General features: G+C 39.5%; 18 protein-coding genes and 1 tRNA gene. 1 reads left to right on the top strand and 18 read right to left on the bottom strand.

From position 1 onward, the window contains the following. Positions 1-497: 497 nt before the first annotated feature. The 12 genes from lysS to AC6CHJ_RS16355 form a co-directional block, all read right to left on the bottom strand. The gene (gene lysS / locus AC6CHJ_RS16410) at positions 498-1,982 is read right to left on the bottom strand and encodes a lysine--tRNA ligase (protein ID WP_498289362.1); all 1,485 of its coding nucleotides are present in this window, start codon (positions 1,980-1,982) and stop codon (positions 498-500) included. A 159-nt stretch (positions 1,983-2,141) separates the two neighbouring features. Further along, entirely contained in the window at positions 2,142-3,167 is a 1,026-nt protein-coding gene (gene dusB, locus AC6CHJ_RS16405; protein WP_498289361.1) for a tRNA dihydrouridine synthase DusB, read from the bottom strand. A gap of 84 nt (positions 3,168-3,251) precedes the next feature. Further along, complete coding sequence (folK, locus tag AC6CHJ_RS16400; RefSeq protein ID WP_147198287.1) at positions 3,252-3,755, bottom strand: 2-amino-4-hydroxy-6-hydroxymethyldihydropteridine diphosphokinase; 504 nt, start codon at positions 3,753-3,755, stop codon at positions 3,252-3,254. Next, positions 3,748-4,119: a dihydroneopterin aldolase gene (gene folB / locus AC6CHJ_RS16395; protein WP_249775144.1), complete on the bottom strand. Its 372-nt coding sequence runs from the start codon at positions 4,117-4,119 to the stop codon at positions 3,748-3,750. Before folB ends, folK begins: the two co-directional genes overlap by 8 nt. 129 nt (positions 4,120-4,248) lie before the next feature. Continuing rightward, positions 4,249-5,076, bottom strand: a complete 828-nt coding sequence (gene folP / locus AC6CHJ_RS16390) for a dihydropteroate synthase (protein WP_498289359.1) — start codon at positions 5,074-5,076, stop codon at positions 4,249-4,251. A gap of 132 nt (positions 5,077-5,208) precedes the next feature. Further along, on the bottom strand, positions 5,209-6,138 hold the full coding sequence (cysK, locus tag AC6CHJ_RS16385; RefSeq protein WP_498289357.1) for a cysteine synthase A: 930 nt from the start codon (positions 6,136-6,138) through the stop codon (positions 5,209-5,211). Between the two features lie 117 nt (positions 6,139-6,255). Then, the gene (hslO, locus tag AC6CHJ_RS16380) at positions 6,256-7,146 is read right to left on the bottom strand and encodes an Hsp33 family molecular chaperone HslO (protein ID WP_150285674.1); all 891 of its coding nucleotides are present in this window, start codon (positions 7,144-7,146) and stop codon (positions 6,256-6,258) included. Beyond that, complete coding sequence (locus tag AC6CHJ_RS16375; protein ID WP_184117621.1) at positions 7,139-7,927, bottom strand: type III pantothenate kinase; 789 nt, start codon at positions 7,925-7,927, stop codon at positions 7,139-7,141. Before AC6CHJ_RS16375 ends, hslO begins: the two co-directional genes overlap by 8 nt. A gap of 118 nt (positions 7,928-8,045) precedes the next feature. Beyond that, the gene (ftsH, locus tag AC6CHJ_RS16370; RefSeq protein WP_446739581.1) at positions 8,046-10,046 is read right to left on the bottom strand and encodes an ATP-dependent zinc metalloprotease FtsH; all 2,001 of its coding nucleotides are present in this window, start codon (positions 10,044-10,046) and stop codon (positions 8,046-8,048) included. A 129-nt stretch (positions 10,047-10,175) separates the two neighbouring features. Further along, complete coding sequence (gene hpt, locus AC6CHJ_RS16365) at positions 10,176-10,718, bottom strand: hypoxanthine phosphoribosyltransferase (RefSeq protein ID WP_066791321.1); 543 nt, start codon at positions 10,716-10,718, stop codon at positions 10,176-10,178. Positions 10,719-10,802: 84 nt separating this feature from the next. Continuing rightward, positions 10,803-12,218 carry a tRNA lysidine(34) synthetase TilS gene (gene tilS / locus AC6CHJ_RS16360; protein ID WP_498289356.1) on the bottom strand — a complete coding sequence of 472 codons (1,416 nt, stop codon included), beginning with the start codon at positions 12,216-12,218 and terminating at the stop codon, positions 10,803-10,805. A gap of 15 nt (positions 12,219-12,233) precedes the next feature. Next, positions 12,234-14,633 (bottom strand): SpoIIE family protein phosphatase, encoded by a 2,400-nt coding sequence (locus tag AC6CHJ_RS16355; RefSeq protein WP_147198274.1) that lies wholly within the window; start codon positions 14,631-14,633, stop codon positions 12,234-12,236. Positions 14,634-14,822: 189 nt separating this feature from the next. Between AC6CHJ_RS16355 and AC6CHJ_RS16350 the strand changes: the two genes are divergently transcribed. Continuing rightward, a tRNA-Met gene (locus AC6CHJ_RS16350) sits at positions 14,823-14,896 on the top strand. A 222-nt stretch (positions 14,897-15,118) separates the two neighbouring features. Here the strand turns inward: AC6CHJ_RS16350 and AC6CHJ_RS16345 are convergent. From AC6CHJ_RS16345 to yabN, 6 genes are all read right to left on the bottom strand, one after another. Further along, positions 15,119-15,559 carry a S1 domain-containing RNA-binding protein gene (locus tag AC6CHJ_RS16345; protein ID WP_066791315.1) on the bottom strand — a complete coding sequence of 147 codons (441 nt, stop codon included), beginning with the start codon at positions 15,557-15,559 and terminating at the stop codon, positions 15,119-15,121. A gap of 111 nt (positions 15,560-15,670) precedes the next feature. Then, on the bottom strand, positions 15,671-16,087 hold the full coding sequence (locus AC6CHJ_RS16340; RefSeq protein ID WP_249775140.1) for an FtsB family cell division protein: 417 nt from the start codon (positions 16,085-16,087) through the stop codon (positions 15,671-15,673). Positions 16,088-16,216: 129 nt separating this feature from the next. Next, entirely contained in the window at positions 16,217-16,675 is a 459-nt protein-coding gene (gene yabQ / locus AC6CHJ_RS16335; RefSeq protein ID WP_147198272.1) for a spore cortex biosynthesis protein YabQ, read from the bottom strand. Then, on the bottom strand, positions 16,672-16,971 hold the full coding sequence (locus AC6CHJ_RS16330) for a YabP/YqfC family sporulation protein (RefSeq protein ID WP_066792039.1): 300 nt from the start codon (positions 16,969-16,971) through the stop codon (positions 16,672-16,674). Before AC6CHJ_RS16330 ends, yabQ begins: the two co-directional genes overlap by 4 nt. A gap of 305 nt (positions 16,972-17,276) precedes the next feature. Continuing rightward, entirely contained in the window at positions 17,277-17,567 is a 291-nt protein-coding gene (locus AC6CHJ_RS16325) for an RNA-binding S4 domain-containing protein (RefSeq protein WP_066791312.1), read from the bottom strand. A 2-nt stretch (positions 17,568-17,569) separates the two neighbouring features. Then, a complete protein-coding gene (gene yabN, locus AC6CHJ_RS16320; RefSeq protein WP_498289353.1) occupies positions 17,570-19,039 on the bottom strand; it encodes a bifunctional methyltransferase/pyrophosphohydrolase YabN in 1,470 nt (489 codons plus the stop codon). Between the last annotated feature and the right edge of the window lie 73 nt (positions 19,040-19,112).

Genomic DNA, 19,112 nt, shown 5'->3' with positions numbered 1-19,112 from the left:
TATCGCTTGTTTTGGCGACTTATTAAGTATACCATAACTTCCTTTTGAAGTCAACAACTTTTTATTCTTTTGTTGTTCTTCATTTGTTCGTCATAAGCGACTTAAATATAATACCAAGTTCACTTAACTAAGTCAACACTTTTAACAAACTTTATCAAAAGAATTTTTAATCTCAGTTAATCTAAATTCGGCAACCAAATAAGTATATCAACAAAACACTTTCTCTGCAAGGGAAAATAGACAAAAGATAAAAAGCAAATTCCGACTTTCTAATAATTCGCCAGTTGGTTTTCGCCCACCAAACTATATGTTTCTATTTTTATCAATTATCGTGTTCTACTTACTATCATTAGTAATAACATTTCACAAGACAAGTTGGCTTTAGTTATTAAACCCTTCACCACTAAATTAGAAACGTAACATTCATATATAAAGAAAAAACTGTAGGCAAATCCAAAGTAATGGATTTGCCTACAGTTAGATAAGCATCGTTTCTATTAATCACGATTGCGCATTAATGGGAATAACAATACATCGCGAATAGATTGTGAATTAGTCAAAAGCATAATTAAACGGTCAATTCCAATACCTAAACCACCTGTAGGAGCCATACCATATTCTAATGCTTCTAAGAAATCTTCATCCATCTCATGCGCTTCATCATTTCCTTGCTCTTTTTCGCGCATTTGACCTTCGAAACGTTCACGTTGATCAATTGGATCATTTAGTTCCGTAAACGCATTAGCATGTTCACGACGGACAATGAACAATTCAAAGCGATCCGTGAAGCGAGGATCTTCAGGGTTTTTCTTAGCTAGTGGAGAAATTTCCACTGGATGTCCATAGACAAATGTTGGTTGTACTAGTGATTCTTCTACTTTTTGTTCAAAGAATTCATTAATAATATGGCCAACTTCCATTGTTTCTTTGACATCGATATGGTGCTCACGTGCTACTGCTAGAGCTTCTTCTTTTGTCATCTCTTTCCAGAAATCAACGCCTGTTGCTTCTTTAACAGCATCTACCATGTGCAGACGTTTCCAGCCTTTAGACAAATCAATTGTGTCTTCACCGTATTGAATTTGTGTTGTACCCATTACTTCATTTGCCACATGGACAAATAAATCTTCTGTAAGGTCCATAATGTCATGGAAATCTGCATATGCTTCATATAATTCAAGTAGTGTAAACTCTGGGTTATGGCGAGTTGACACACCTTCGTTACGGAATACTCGTCCAATTTCGTAGACTTTTTCCAAGCCGCCGACAATTAGGCGTTTTAGGTACAATTCAATCGCAATACGCATATACATTGTTGCATCCAACGCGTTATGGTGCGTAACAAACGGACGAGCTGCTGCTCCACCTGCGATTGAGTTCAACATAGGTGTTTCTACTTCTAAGTAGCCTTTATTATCTAAGAAATTACGGATTGAGCGTATAATCTGACTGCGAGCGATAAATGTCTTTTTGCTATCCTCGTTTGAAATTAAGTCCAAATAGCGTTGACGGTAGCGTTGCTCTACATCTTGCAAGCCGTGATACTTCTCAGGTAATGGACGCAAAGATTTAGATAGGAATGTGAATTCTAATGCTTTAATTGTTAATTCGCCAACATGGGTAATGAATACAGTCCCTTTAATACCGACAATATCACCAAGGTCCGCATGTTTGAAAATATCATAAGCTTCTTCACCGATTGCATCTTTACGTACATAGATTTGAATTTGCCCGCCAAGATCTTGGATGTTTGCAAATCCAACTTTCCCCTTGCTGCGTTTGGTCATGATACGGCCAGCAATTACCACTTCATGTTCTTTCTCTTCTAATTCTTCTTTTGAGATATTCGCAAATTGTTCTTTTATTTCATTTGTTAAATGTGTACGTTCAAAACGTCCACCGAACGGATCTAAGCCTTGTTCTTTTATTGCATCCATCTTTTGGCGTCTCACCAATAGCTGGTCATTTAATTCTTCTGCCACAATTTTCACTCCTTATAGTTGTGCCGCTAAATAGCCCATACTAGTTATTGTACACAATTTTTACAACCGATTCACGTCTTTCTGCTCAATTTTCATTTTACGTCTATTGCTAAGGTAAGGAAAAAGCCGCCACAATCTTAGTGGCAGCTCTTCTCGTAATTAACCAATTTGAATAGAAGACGCATCATTTTCGCTTTCTTCTGTTTCGAAGACTAGTTCATTTAAAATAGCGCGCAGCTCTTCAGCTGTCTCAGCTTGATTGATTTGATTGCGTGTTTTTCCGTTGCCTCGCAATCCTTTTAAATACCATGAAGCATGTTTACGCATCTCCCGGACTGCAATATTTTCGCCTTTCAGCATGAGCAAACGCTCAAAATGTAATAAACATACTTCTATTTTTTCGCGTATTGGCGGTTCCGGCATGAGCCTTCCCGTTTTCAAATATTCTACTGTCCGATAGATCATCCATGGGTTCCCAAGTGCTGCTCGGCCAATCATCACGCCATCAGCGCCTGTATGATCTAATAGGCGTTTAGCATCTTCAGGTGTTTCAACATCACCGTTTCCGATAAACGGAATAGAGATATTTTCTTTCACCTCTTTTAAAATGTCCCAATTTGCATGCCCTTCATACATTTGCAAACGTGTACGACCATGCATTGCAATTGCCGATGCACCCGCACGTTCTGCAGCCTGTGCATTTTTCACTGCATACACGTGGTCTTCATCCCAACCGATACGCATTTTACAGCTGACTGGTTTATCGACTGCATCCACAACAGCGGAAACCATTTCGTAAATTTTATTCGGATCAAGGAGCCATTTAGCCCCTGCCTCACATTTAATAATTTTATTGACGGGGCACCCCATATTGATATCTATAATATCCGCATTCGTATATTTGTCCACATACTGAGCTGCTTCTACTAACGTTTCTTTATCGCCCCCAAAGATTTGGAGGGAAAGCGGATTTTCCCGTTCATCTATATAAAGCATGTCTAAGGTTTTTCTGTTCCTTTGGACAATCCCTTTATCTGAAATCATCTCAGCGTATACTAAACCTGCTCCAAACTCCTTTACGGTTAGACGGAATGCAGAATTGCAGACGCCAGCCATTGGTGCAAGTACAACGCGATTATCCATGACAATATCGCCTATTTGAAAAGGTTTTTCTTGTGTAGCCAATGTTTTTCCTCCCTTTTAGGATTTAGTAATTATCGCTTCATCATCCCAATGCGGAAGATATGCTTATATTCATAACACTTTGTATTAAAAATCAAGAGAACTCCGATTCTTCCATTGTCTTACGCCACCTCGCCCTATCTTTTGGAGCATTTTCTGATACGACTCTTGCGTACGAGGAGAGTAAAGATTTGGTGTCACTTCAAGCAATGGCACAAGAACAAACGCTCTTTCGTGCATTCTTTCATGGGGCACAATCAGTTTCTCTGTTTCAATATTGTCATTATTATAGAGCAAAATGTCAAGGTCTATTGTACGCGGCCCCCATCTAATCAAACGTTCTCTCTTTAATTCTTGTTCAATTCCCTGGCAAACCTCAAGCATTTGTAAAGCTGACAGTGTTGTACGTACATGCACCACCATATTCAAAAATAGATCTTGGTCTGTATAACCTACCGGGTCTGTTTCGTAAATAGAAGAGATATTCGCTACATTTACCTCAGGATTACTTCGAAGCATGTGTACCGCTTGTTTGAGCGTTTCTTCTTTATCTCCCATATTTGAACCTAAAGAAATATATACATCATTCATTGAAAGCACCTCTTGTAATCTCAACTGCTACTTCCTTATAATGGCCTTTAATTGGAGGGTCAGGTTTAATCACTTCCACACGAATGCCTTTGACTTCCTCTTTATAAGTCTTAAGAATAACATTAGCAATTTCTTCAGCTACTGCTTCAATCAGTTTGTAAGGTTTACCCTCTACGATTTTTTCACATAGCGTATATACATCCGCATAACTAACGGTATTATCTAACTTGTCAGTTTGGCCAGCGTTCTTCAAATCAGTAGCCAGGGCTACAGTAACGCGAAATCTTTGACCTAACACTGTTTCTTCCTTCAAAACCCCATGATAACCGTAAAACTCCATATCTCTTATATGAATATAATCCATCTCATTCACTCCTTATCCTCTATATCGACTTAATGCACAGGTAGACTTTAAAACTTAACACTGGCCGTTGAGCTCCATTAAATTAATTCACATATAGTGAAGCTGTAGTAACTCTTATTAAATACAGCTTTATTTAAGCGCATCCATCATTTTCATCATGCGAGCAATTGGCAACACATCATGAACCCGTACCATATGACATCCTTTATCGACACCGTAACAACAAGTAGCAGCTGTACCTTCCATACGTTCATCCACCGGTAAATCGAGTACATTGCCGATCATTCTTTTCCGTGAAGTTGCGAGTAATACAGGGTAGCCCATATCCACAAGGTTTGACAGATTCTTCATCATTTCAATATTTTGTTCATGCGTCTTCGCAAAGCCAATGCCTGGATCTAGCCAAATAAAACGATCATCCACACCAGCTTGACGAGCGATTTCAATACTTCTTTCTAAATCACTCTTCACACTGCCCCAAAAATCTTCACCATAATTTTCATCCTGCCGATTATGCATTAAAATAATGGGCACTTTGTAATCAGCAGCTACCTTAGCAATCTCTGGATCATATGTAGCTCCCCATATATCATTAATAATATGTGCGCCCGCTTCTACCGCAGCTCTTGCTACCTCTGATTTGAATGTGTCGACAGAAATTAATACATCTAGTTCCTTACGAATGGCACGTATGACAGGTAGGATACGCGCCATTTCTTCTTTTGCTGTAACAGCAGTATGGCCCGGTCTTGTAGATTCTCCACCTATATCTATAATCTTCGCTCCATCCGCTACCATTCTTTTAGCATGTTCCAATGCGCTATCTACTGCATCAAATCTTCCTCCATCAGAGAAAGAATCTGGTGTTACATTTAAAATGCCCATAACAATCGTTTCTTTTCCAAAATCAAGTGTATGGTCATGAATGACTAACGGTTGGTTATTCATTAACTTCATGTGCTTGCGCTCCTTTGTCTATTCCTACAATCAGTATAGCAATACCTTGTACATCAGGAAAAGGGGGTGAACCAGCTGCATGGCAGAAAAAAAGAATGCACTATCCCATAAAGGACAGGCATTCTTAAATAATTAATCATCATAGTGATATAAAGGTGTACTTAAATAACGTTCACCGTTATCAGGAAGTAATGCAAGAACATTCTTTCCTTTGCCTAGGCGTTTAGCTGTTTCAATCGCTGCATACATCGCTGCACCTGCAGAAATACCACCTAAGACTCCTTCTTCTTTCGCTACTTTACGCGCTGTTTCAAAGGCATCTTCATTTTCAACTGGTAATATAGAGGTATAGATTTCTGTATCTAAGACTTCAGGTACGAATCCTGCCCCAATTCCTTGAATTTTGTGAGGACCCGGTTTATTGCCTGATAGAACTGCAGAGTCTTTTGGTTCCACTGCAATCAATTCAATATTAGGGTATTTTTCTTTCAGCACTTCGCCAGTTCCAGTAATCGTACCACCAGTTCCTACCCCAGAGATAAACGCATCTAAGTTAAGTCCTTCAAATGCTTCTATAATCTCTGGTCCCGTTGTCCAGCGATGTATTTCAGCATTAGCAGGGTTTTCAAATTGCTGTGGTACAAACCAGCCGTTCTCTTTAGCTAATTCATCCACTTTAGCAATAGCGCCTTTCATTCCATCAGCACCTGGTGTTAAAACAAGCTCTGCACCGTAGGCACGCAATAAATTGCGTCTTTCCATACTCATCGTATCCGGCATGACAAGAATTGCTTTGTATCCTTTTGCAGCGGCAACCATTGCAAGACCGATACCTGTATTCCCACTTGTCGGTTCAATAATCGTACTACCAGGCTTTAATTTGCCCTCTTTCTCAGCTGCCTCAATCATTGCAACAGCAATACGGTCTTTTACACTGCTACCTGGGTTGAAGTATTCGAGTTTTACATAAACATTCCCGTCGTTTGGACCAGTTATATTATCTAACTTGACGATCGGTGTATTGCCTACTAAATCCACTACTGAATTTACAATTTTACTCATTATCTCCACTCCTAAACCCTAGTATTTTTGTTGGTTTTATTATCTTTATTTTATGCTTTTGCAATTAGGTTTGTCAATCATTTCCGTTCCTAGTTATATGCATCTACATTTATCGCATTAAGATTTTTGAGCGCGAATTTCGTCAATAAAACCTTCTAAATCTTCTTTAGAGTAGTGATATTTTTCTTCACAGAAATGGCATTGAGCTTCTGCCATACCATCTTCATCGATCATATCTTGAATTTCTTTTTCGCCAAGGCTCAATATAGCCGCGCCGAAACGTTCTTTTGAGCAAGTACATTTAAATTGAACAGGCATTGTATCTAAGAATTCAACGTTATCTTTTCCAAGCACTTCTTCTAACACTTGTTCAGGAGAGTAACCTTTTTGAATCATTTTTGAAACAGGTTCAATTTTTGATAATTGGTTTTCAATGTCAGTAATTGTTTCATCATCTGTACCAGGCATTACTTGAATAATAAATCCACCAGCAGCCAAGATGCTATCATCCGTATTAACAAGTACACCAAGACCTACAGAAGAAGGAACTTGCTCTGATTTTACAAAGTAATAGGTAAAATCTTCAGCAATTTCACCTGAAACGATTGGCACCTGACCAGTAAAGTGTTCACGTAATCCAAGATCTTTTACAACTGTAAGCGTTCCTTCTGTACCAACTGCTCGTCGTACATCCAATTTGCCTACTTCATTTAAATCAAATTCAACATGAGCGTGTGTAGGATAGCCGCGCACTTCACCTTTAGCATTGGCTACCACAACCATTGGACCAATCGGCCCGTTACCTTCCACCTTAACCGTGATTGTATCCTCACCTTTTAGCATAGCACCCATCATGACAGCAGCTGTCATTGTACGCCCTAATGCAGCAGAAGTAGTTGGCCATGTATCATGGCGTCGTTGCGCTTCTCCTACTGTTTCTGTTGTACTTACAGCAAACGCACGTACACTCCCATTAAATCCAAGCCCTCTTACTAAATAATCAGCCATTTTTATTCCTCTTTTCTTCTTGATTTCTTTTATAAATTAAATGTAATCCTTTTAATGTTAAAAGGGGATCTACAACATCAATAACCCGCGATTCTTTTGCAATCAGTTCTGCTAGGCCGCCTGTTGCAACGGCTAAAGCTCCTTCGCTACCTTCTTGCCTCATACGATTTACTATTCCCTCAACTTGTCCTATATACCCGTAGACAATGCCTGCTTGCATGGAGGAAACCGTGTTTTTCCCGATAACACTTTGAGGGCGGGCCAATTCAACGCGAGGAAGTTTCGAAGCCTTGGTAAATAAGGCTTCCATTGCGATTGAAATACCAGGCGCAATAGCTCCGCCTAGATAACGACCTTTTTCATCAATATAACAATACGTAGTGGCAGTACCAAAATCTACAACAATAAGCGGAGCTCCATATTCATGGATGGCAGCTACTGCATTAACAATGCGGTCAGCACCGATCTCCCTAGGATTTTCGCTATGGATATTCAACCCTGTTTTAACGCCAGGTCCCACCACGAGGGGTTCTACAGCAAAATATCTTTTACACATTAATTCTAAGGTAAACATAATCGGTGGCACTACTGAGGAAATTATAATACCACGTATGTCGGATAGAGATAAAGATTTGTGCATAAACAGCATTTTTATTTGCATGGCATACTCATCTTCCGTTTTGTGCACATCTGTTTTTAAACGCCAATGATGTTGCAGTTTATCTTCTTTATACACACCTATCGAAATATTGGTATTTCCTACATCCATCACTAATATCAAAAGTATTTCCCTCATTTCTATCCCATCACTAAAAGCAAGCATATCTCCTTAGTATAAGAAAAAGCTGACCACCTTCTAGCAAGGGATCAGCTTTTTACTTTACAGTATGGCTTACTGTCTAGATATTATCGTTGCGGCTTGTATGATTATCGTTTTTTGGAAGATCAGAAACAGTAGGGTCTCCACTGCCTGAAGGATTCACTTTTGTTTCTGTTACGATATCAGCATCCGTTGATTCTTTGCTTTCCACAACAGCTTCGTGATGTGTTTTTCTTTCATATGAACGTTCAGGAAGCTTACCGTATTTTTCTAAGTGCTCAATTTGTTCAGCGTCCAACGTTTCTACTTCAAGTAAAGTAGTAGCAATCAGATTTAGAAGGTCACGGCGTTCTGTTAAGATTCGTTTTGTTCGTTCATATTGTTCTTTAACCATAAATTGCATCTCTTGGTCAATTTCATATGCAATCTTATCTGAGTAGTTTTGTTCAGAATTGATATCACGACCTAAGAAGACGTTGCCTCCCTGGCTTGAACCAAATTGCAATTGGCCAAGTTTATCGCTCATACCATATTCAGTAACCATAGACCGTACAATGCTTGTTACACGTTGGAAGTCATTATGTGCGCCAGTAGATACTTCGCCAAAGACGATATCCTCTGCTACACGTCCACCAAGTAAACCGGCAACTTTATCAAGTAGCTCTGGTTTTGTCATGAAATAACGGTCTTCTTTTGGTAGCATTACTGCATATCCGCCTGCTTGACCGCGTGGCACGATTGTAACTTTGTGGACTTTTTCTGCTTCATCCAATGTTAAACCAACAACAACGTGGCCGGCCTCATGGAATGCAACAATATTGCGCTCTTTCTCAGAAATGACACGGCTTGTTTTCGCAACACCAGCAATAACGCGGTCTGTTGCTTCATCAATATCGCCCATATCAATTTTTTTCTTATTTTCACGTGCAGCCACTAATGCAGCTTCGTTCAATAAGTTTTCTAAATCAGCACCCGAGAAACCTGGTGTACGCTGTGCGATAGCTTTCAAGTCAACTGACTCATCTAAAGGTTTTTTACGAGCGTGTACTTTAAGTACAGCTTCACGGCCTTTGACGTCTGGACGACCGACAGTGATCTGTCTGTCAAAACGACCCGGACGTAAGAGGGCAGGGTCTAAAATGTCTGGGCGGTTTGTAGCGGCGATAATGATAATACCTTCATTTGCGCCAAAGCCATCCATTTCAACAAGCAATTGGTTAAGCGTTTGTTCGCGTTCATCATGACCGCCGCCTAATCCAGCACCACGTTGACGACCAACTGCGTCGATTTCATCAATAAAGATAATACATGGAGCATTTTTCTTAGCGTTTTCAAATAAATCACGTACTCGAGAAGCACCAACACCGACGAACATTTCGACGAAATCAGAACCACTGATTGAGAAGAATGGTACGCCTGCTTCCCCTGCTACAGCTCGAGCTAATAATGTTTTACCGGTACCAGGAGGGCCCACTAATAAGATCCCTTTAGGTATACGTGCGCCAATTTCAGCAAATTTAGTATGGTCTTTAAGGAAATCTACAACCTCTACTAATTCTTGTTTTTCTTCGTCCGCACCCGCTACATCGGTAAAGCGAACTTTTTTCTTCTGGTCATCATAAAGTTTTGCTTTGCTTTTACCAAAGCTCATCATGCGATTGCCGCCGCCTTGAGCTTGGTTCAACAAGAAGAAGAACAGAATAAAGATGACTACAAATGGAATGATTCCGGTAAAGAACTGTATCCATCCATTTGATTCTGGTGCGCCTAAGAAGTTAATTTTAGAACTCGTTTTAGCTTCTTTACGAATTTCATTCATTAACTCTTGGTCATCACGCGGGATATTTGTTACGAATGATTCGCCTTTTTTATACCCCTCGATTTTCCCTTTAACGACATAAACTAACTGATCCGGTTGTATAGTAGCCTCAGTTACCTTGCCGTTCTCTAATGCTGTAATGAACTCGTGATACTGTATTTCCTTTGTAGGTTGGTTCGCATTATTAAACGTACCAAAAATCCCAATGATCACGAGGAAAATTAATAAATAAAATATGGTGTATCGAAATATTCGATTCATCCCCAGCCTCCTCACAAGATAAACAGAAAAACTATAGTAAATCTTAACATATGAACTTTTGGTTAGTACAATGAAAAGCCTTTTATCTAGCACGTTTCCCGGAAAATTTGTTTACAGCGAGAAAACGTCTTAGTTTGAATATACAGCAGGCTTCAATACACCAATATATGGAAGATTACGATACTTTTCTGCATAGTCTAAACCATAGCCGACTACAAATGCATCCGGCACTTCAAAACCAACATAATCTGCTTTTAAATCTACCTTGCGTCCAGATGGTTTATCCAATAATGTTACGATTTTTATTGATTTTGCTTTGCGGTACTTAAACAAATCAACCAAATAGCTTAAAGTTAATCCACTATCAATAATATCTTCTACTATGATGATGTCGCGGCCTTCCACACTTGTATTTAAGTCTTTCACAATCTTTACTTCACCAGAAGAAACAGTTGCGTTTCCGTAGCTTGTAACATCCATGAAATCTAGTTCAACATAAGAATCCATTCTTTTGATTAAATCTGCCATAAACGGCATAGCACCCTTTAATACGCAGATCATTAATGGAAAATCATCTTGGTACTCAGCAGCTAACGATTCGCCAAGTTCTTTAATTTTGTGCTGTAGCTCTTCCTCTGAAATTAATACGTTTTCAATGTCTTTCTCAAGCATCTTGTGTTTCCTCCTTGGTAGTAAATCAACATGGTAAAGCGAAAATTTCAACCGGCGAGAGTATTCTTCATTTCCCTTTAGGTTCTATGAAAGAACTCTCTTGTCGATGATGAATAGGGCATCATCTTCTGCCCGCTTGCTAGTAGAAAGATAGTTGCTCATGCGGAGACCAGGAACTGCAATCACCAAATTATCGTCAGATGTGACAATTGGCCAATTCTCCCTTAACGCCGCAGGAATCTTTTCATCTATAAAAAGGCGAGATACTCGTTTTTTTATATTTGTTCCTAGCAAATCGATACGGTCGCCATCCATTCTGCCACGAATATGTAATGGTAGTGCAAAATCTGAAGTATTTACAAAGTAGCATTTTGCGAAGGATGTGGTGTTCGTAGGAACAGCATGGTCTGCTTTCCCTATATACATACGCAAATCATTCGGCAAATCAATCCATTGGCCAAATGGCAATGTTCTAGCAATTAATGCAGGTGTCTCCTTATGTGCTTTTACAAGCGACAGCTGGTCGTACTCCCGTATTGCTAGGGCTCCTTTTGGTAAATTAATTGTTGCATTTCCATCTGTTGATTGTGTCAGTTTTAATATAGCATTGCTAAGTGTGTAGCTTTGTTCAATGTTTGGATTTTCGTAAAGATATTTTAATAGTAGTAGAATGATTCTTCTTTGTAAAGCAAGTGGTTGATTATGGAATGCTTTGATATTAATTTTCCACAAATCACGCTGTTTTTCAACTAATAGCTCTTGTAATGCTTGTTCTGCATAGCTTTGTAACAATTGTTCATCCTCTTGCACTTTTTCTGTGTAATGCATAATAGCTTCTGCAATGTTTTCATTTTCGACTCTTAGGAGTGGTACAACATGGTGCCTGATGCGATTGCGTGTATAAGAATCCTTCTTGTTGCTTGAATCCTCCCTGTAGCCTTGATGATTTCTTTGTAGATAATCTACTATTTCTTCTCTTGTCACAGAAAGAAACGGACGAATCAATTCGCCGTTTGCAAAAGGGCGACACCGTTTAATTCCTTGCATGCCGCCTTCTAATAAACCTCTGGTTAGTGCCATAATGACACTTTCTATTTGATCATCTGCATGATGGGCTACAACAAGCTTTGTGCTTTCTGTTTCCTGCATGACTTCTTTAAAGTAGGCATAGCGTTCTCTTCTGCACACCGCTTGCATATTGCCACTTTCTTTTTCTAGTATAGCGGGAATTGGGATATCGGCAGCATAGACCGGTATCCCTTTATCCTGGCAGAAGCTTTCTACAAATCGGCGGTCTTCTTCCGATTCGCTTCCTCTCAACATATGGTTGACATGGACAGCTGCAACGGAAACACCCAGTCTCTCTTTTTCTTGATAGAGAAAATGCAGTAAAGCCATTGAATCTGCCCCAGCAGAACAAGCTACAAGCAATCGATCTTCCTTATGACATAACCCATATTGCTGAATATACTCTTTTACTTTCGTTTCGAACGGCGCCATTTTCTCACCTCACTGTTAGTTTACCACTCTTTTGTGTGAAGTTTCTTGGAAAGTTGGCTTAAATAATGACCAATCAACTGTTTTATGCTGAATCTCAACGCAAACAATTGTACAATCATCGACTGGTTTGTCATTATTGCGGAATGATCTCATAATTTCTGGACATATTTCATTAATTGGCAAGCTTCTATGTTGCAGAAGACAATTGCGAAGCATTTTTTCTTGTTTTTCCCATGGCATATCTTCAAAAAAAAGTCCGTCTGTACACATAAAGATAATATCCCCTGCTTTAAGTGTCCTTTGCTCTGCTTCTACTGAGTAGGATGTATAGATGCCAAATGGTTCGCTGGCACTTTCAAGTCGTGTTACCTCTCTCCCCCTTACCAAGTAAGTTGCCATGCTGCCTGCTTTCCAAGACCACAACTTGCCATGCTGTAAGTCAATTAAAGCAAAGTCCATTGTGGCATACATTTCTTCCTGTTTAAGTGACATCACATAGTGAAGTGTATGCATAGCCGTTTCAGGAGACATTTGATGATGCAAACATTCCCGCATTAAGCGAATGAGCTTCCTGCTTTCTTTATGGGATTGCTTGTTATGCCCCATTCCATCTGACAGCATAATCGCTGTAAGACCCGGATTTAGCGAGAATACTGCGTGTGAGTCACCAGAGTACATCGTATTGTCTCTAGATGTAGATAAGACATCATACGAAAGATCAAAACGAATAGCTGATTGAAAAGTGATTTGCAAATGCGCATAGGGTTTGGTCTTTTTAATCGTTTGGTTAATTTCAAATGGCTCCTTAAAAACATCCTGTAAGGCAGGTAAAATAAGTCTTTCAGCTACCATTTGGTCTGTTTCCCATTGAGCCTTTTTGAAAGGGATACAGCAAACTACTTTCCTATTACCCGGTTCATTTGCCAAGATATCAATTTGGAAGAAATCAATTCCTATTTCTTTAAAGCGAGACACTAGCAAATCTTCATGCTGTTGGAACGAGACAGCGTCATTCGTCATATCTTTCATTACATGGTCAATATGCAGCGACATATCTCTTAATTGTAAGGCAATCATCTTCTTTCCATGATGAAATTGTCCGCTTAACTGCTGTTTTGATACGTATTCTGCTAAAGCATTCAATAGGGATGGGGAGCGTACACATTTGTAGCGCAATTTATCTTCTGATTGCTTCTTTGCTCCGTGATCATTAATGGTATCTGCCTTGAGCCACTGCTCCATTATCGAGCGCATTTCCTCTTTTTTCCCCCAGCACCGTTCAAATTGATAGCATGTTTCACATGGGGACAGCGGTCTTGCCTCTATTTCTTCTTCTTGTTGCTCCACTATGCTAAAACGATCATTCACAAGTTCTTTCATAAATGTCACAAAGTCATTAAAATTGGTCAGTTTCATAGTTACCTTTTCTGTAAGCCAACGCTGTCTTTCTAACAGGGTATCCTCATGATTCGGATATAATTGTTGCTGCCAATATGAGAGCCAGCTTTTTGGTATAGTTAAAAACAATAATGCAGCGATACCCAGCGCAATCCAATATGTTTGGTCAATCGGCAATGTTGCATCGTAGAGCATAAAAAATGCCGTCGCAATACCACTGCCTATGATGATGCCGAATTTCCCCACCTTCTTACATATACCTGCACAAAGCCCAGTCAATGCATACACTGCAATCATTCCACTAAAGGATAAATGAGACAAGCTGATAATCGTACCCATTAATACAGCGATTGCGGTTGATAATGTCACACCCCCTACATAGGCAGCTCCTAGTATGACTAGTTGCAGGGCAATGTAAGTAGGTGACAGGATATTCAACACAATATTATTTGTAGATGTCAGCATTATAGCGAGGGCTACCAGCGCAGCTCCAATCCGCTCCAATGTCCAGGAAGCATTCCATAGTGCAGGCATCGGTAATAAACACTGCATTAAAAATAAAGTCATAAAGATTGATAATATACTCTCATATCCCACATATAATAAAATCATGGAAGGTGGCTCACCGTGATAAGAAATCATTTGCCAAGTCACTTGCATAAGCAAAACGGAAATCCCTACAACGAAAGCAATTGGCACTTTGCGTATGAACGTCTTTAGTAATAGTACAAAGATGGTTAGTTCACCTATGTGAATCAATGACTCGCCAATGCCCAATGTCACACTACCAAGCATTCCTCCGAAAAGGGCCCACATAAAGTAATCTCGATGATTGGCATATACAACAGCCATAATAGGCAAGAAAAAGGGAACAATCGCCTCAAATAGGACTGCTTTGGATAAGAAAAAAGCAGAAAAGCAAAGCGCTAACCCAAAAAGCACCGGATAAGCCTGCTTCAGGCCGATCGAAACTTTAGGTATGGATAGTTTATTTGATTGAATAAATTCTTTTCTCATCGTGACATACCTCCAATATTCTTATATATATTTCTGCCAGTATACATGGATATGACTGTAAATTTTGTCTGTTTGTGTTCAATATTTAAAAAATCGTTCGACGGCAAATCACATAGTTTATAAAAATAAAACAAAAAGCGCTTGACATAGTGAAAACAATTCTTGTATTATGTATTATATTGCTAACACGGCGGCCTAGCTCAGCTGGCTAGAGCGTACGGTTCATACCCGTAAGGTCGGGGGTTCGATCCCCTCGGCCGCCATCATAAAAAAAGAAGCCTTCCAATTGGAAGGCTTCTTTTTTGTATTTCGAAAGAATTATAGATAAAAAGCGGCCGCCTCTGGATGAATATCTCAGGGCGGCCGTAGGAACGGACAGTAAGACACCAACATCAGTAGAAGGTCTCCCTACTGAGTGAAGCTTCACTTTCGTTTATTAGTAAATTGATTAATACACTTTTTCTACGATTAAAATAGCCAGCAAGTTACCCTCTTCTTGCACCTCGGCCACCACGTTTTGAATCTTGTGCACGCTTCAAAGTTGAAAGACGATCTTCACTGTCTTTAAGGAAGCGAGCCATTTTTTGCTCAAAGTTTTCCTTAGGTTGGCGATGTTCACCACGGTCATTTGAACGGTGGTTGTTGTTACGTGGGCGATGAGGACGTTCTGGTCGTTCTGGTCGCTCAGGTTGAGGTTTTGCCTTGCGAATGGATAGACCAATCTTACCGTCTGCTTCTACATTCATTACTTTTACTTCGACCATTTCTCCAACTTTCAAATGGTCATTAATGTCTTTAACATAGTTGTCAGCAACCTCACTAATATGAACAAGACCTGTTGAGCCATTTGGCAGCTCTACGAATGCTCCGAAATTTGTGATTCCTGTTACTTTACCTTGTACCTTGCTGCCTACTTCAATTGACATAAAAAAAATGCTCCTCCTTAAAATGTAAGCGACTTATTAGTCTTATATTCAAATATGTGTTCTTTGATTCTTATCTTTATTATAGCCAACAAAAAAAGAGTGTCAATAAGACTACTCTTTTGAATCTGTTTTTTTCTTATCCTTTTCAGACGATTTAGGTGTTGAAAAAATAATTTCTCCGTCTTCCGATAAGAATAAATCCTTCCTTGCAAGTTTTGCGATGTAATCATCATCATTCAATTTAGCAATTTGAATTTTTAAATCTTCCTGCTTCTCTTTTTGCTTTGCAAGCGTCTTCTGCAGCTCAGTTTTGTGTTGTTCTTTCACTGCGAGAGTGTGCTTTTGTTTCGCCAACATAAAGAAAAGGGAACCAGCCATAAGAACAAATAGAAGTGTCATAACCCCAAGACGACGATATAAGCCAATCTTGCGTTTTTGATGTTTACTGTTTTTTTGCATCTCTGCTCTTGCATAGTCTGTTGGCATTTGTGTAGTTTTTTTGTACATTTGCTTCGATGGTTTTTGCATATAAGCGGGTGGTAACCCTAACCTCCTTTACTTGGTGATTTCTAACTTCCCCATAAGAGGGTATAATTCCTTCATGCAAGGAACTATACCCTTTCATTTAGCATTAATGCCATTATATCTAATTTTACCCTATTTTTTAAGAGTAAAATTTTTAATTTTTTCGACAACAAATCGTAACGGAAATAGAATAATCATAACAATTTTAACAATTATCCTAATGATTTGTCGGACTATGCCTATAATGAGGCGAATAATAAACCAAATCGGATGGATGACAAGTCTGACAAACAGTCTTCCACAGAATCGAACTAAGCTTTGCAGAAATAATTGGTACAGGCAAAAGCCCAGCAATTGTGAAAGAAAATCTACAAAATGCCATTCTCCATCTCGAACAACCATTAATAGTAGGAATGTTCCAATCCCTAAAAGAATCCATGCTGTTAATTCAAATAGGATATAGCCTTTTCGCAAGAGCGATTTGGGCGCGGCATAAAAGCTGAAAGATCGTACCAAATCAATAATTGCGGCCCCTACAACGCCACTAGCTATGAGTGCTGCTATACTAAGGAACTGTTGTGAAACGGTCATCCAAATAATTTATGCAAAATGCCTTTTGATATGCCGCTATCCTCTTCATCATATTGCAGTGTCTTCACAGACCCTTCTAAAGTCAGAAGTCCTTTATCTACATCCAAATGGACAATTCTTAAATCTTCTCCTCGAATTTGCAAATGTCCTTGAGAGGTGAGTACTAAAAACTCCTCTTGGTCAAAGCGTTCAATCGATTTTACAGATGTCACATCCATTCGCTTGCGATTTCGAACCGTTAGCAAGTGGTCTCCTGTTGGAATAGTATAAGTCGCGTTTTCTTGTTGGAATGTCATCATTTTTCCCCTCCTTAGCCTGTCTACTAATCTATATGTTAGGAGAAAGAGGAATATGAGGGGAAAGTGAAAATTCTCTACGGTTTAAAAAGGGGAGCATGATTCCGGTCTAAGTAAATACCTATTGTCGGTAGAAAAGGAATATGGGGCAAAGAAAATGAGAGAGTTATAAAATGGGGAGTTGTTTACTGATTTATTTTTGAAAAGAAGTGGAAACATTAAACTTTCTAAGGACAAGCATTGTGCTATTCCTCAGCAGTCCACGTTATTTCCACTTCGACTCTATTTTGATTTTTTGTTAGTTGCTACTCTTCGTCATCAATAAATTCTGGCTCAATTTTCTCTACTTTTTCTTCTTTCAAAATGGTAAACATATTTGCAGCCTCTTCTTTGCGGACGATATCTTTTAGTTCCTCCACGCGAACAGTCACGATTTTTTGGCCGAAACGAATCGCTAATTCATCGCCCACTTTTACGGGGCTGCTTGCTTTTACCACTTTTCCATTGATAGTAATACGTCCTTGATCTGCTACTTCTTTTGCTAATGTACGGCGTTTGATCAGCCGAGAGTTTTTCAAAAATTTATCTAATCTCATATCTATGACTCCTTACTTTGTAATTGTTTTGCTTCTTCCCAAAATTCATCTAATTCCTCAAGTGTGTACTTTTTAAAATCCTTTCGTCCAGCCATTACCTTTTGCTCTACATAACCAAACCTTTTTGCAAATTTTGCGTTTGCATGGATCATCGCTTCTTCTGCTGGGATCTTATAGACGCGTGCTAAATTAACAAGCGTAGAAAGCACATCGCCGAACTCATCGAGCCTTGTTTCATCTGTACCATCTTTGATTTCCTCTTGGAATTCTTCCCACTCTTCTTTTGCCTTCGCCCATGCTCCCTCAACGTCTGGCCATTCAAAGCCTACCTTAGCGGCAATTTTTTGATAGTTATATGCAGTTTGCAGTGAAGAGGTTGCACGATACCCTTCTTTTAAAAGTGGTTCTGTTTTCGTAGGCTGATGCTCTTCCTTTTTGATTTCTTCCCAGTTCTTCACTACGTCTTCCGCATTATCTACTTTCACTTCGCCAAAAACATGCGGATGGCGGCGAATCATTTTAGAAGCAACCCCCTGAAGAACGTCCTCTAGATTCCAGAAACCTTCATCCTCTGCGATTTGTGCTTGCAAGAAAACCTGTAACAATACATCGCCAAGCTCCTCAATCATATGGTCTTCGTCTTGTTCATCGACTGCTTGAAGGAACTCATGCACTTCCTCCAGCATATACTTTTTAAGGCTCTCGTGTGTTTGTGCACGGTCCCATGGACATCCTTCAGGGCTTCTAAGCACCCCAATAATATCGCGGAAAGTAGACCACTCTCTTAAACCGTCTTCTCTCCGTTTAATAGGTGGCACATAAACAGTTGTTAAGTTATTTACTTCAACACCATGATCGAGTTCAAATAATGGAACAGTGCGCAATTGTTCATCCTTCGATCCAGCAGCTGTCACAATGGTTACTAGATATTCAGCCGGATATTTCTCCATTAAAGTTAACTTTACCTCTGATGCACTGAATTGGTCATACACTTGTGCAATCAGTAGGTGCTTGTACATATTGGTCTCATGTATTGAAAATGTACTGCCATCAACTAATTCAAAGCCATCAATCGGATCGATTCGCAATGCGCCAAACACAGCATCCAAGAAGCTCTGACCACCTTCTATTTTGAGACTTACTTTTCCCTCTTTCTCTGCTTCGATCAGCAACTGCACTGTCATTTCTGCAACTAGTGGATGGCCAGGCACGGCATATATAACCTCGTCCTTCTCTACTGCTTGAAGCAGTGAATCAGCAATCTCTTGATAGACAGGCAAAAAGTCATCATGTTTTTCATACACAGCATCAAAGCTTTCGAATGTTAGTCCCTCTTTAGCCAATTCTGTTAGTACAGGGTGATCATTTGTTCGAACATACACCTTTTTAGCTGCTTTGAGTGCTTTATAGACACCCATTGGCAATTGTTCAAAGTCTCCCGCTCCTAAGCCTATTATAGTCAGTTGATGCATACACATTCTCTCCTTTAATCTTGCGCTTCTTTCTTACTTGTAAATACTGCATGTTATGTGAATTCATTTTTCA

The sequence above is a fragment of the Rummeliibacillus sp. GQ308 genome (genome assembly GCF_059759115.1).
Note: the sequence above shows the minus strand (reverse complement) of the source record. Positions and strands in the feature narration are given on the sequence as shown.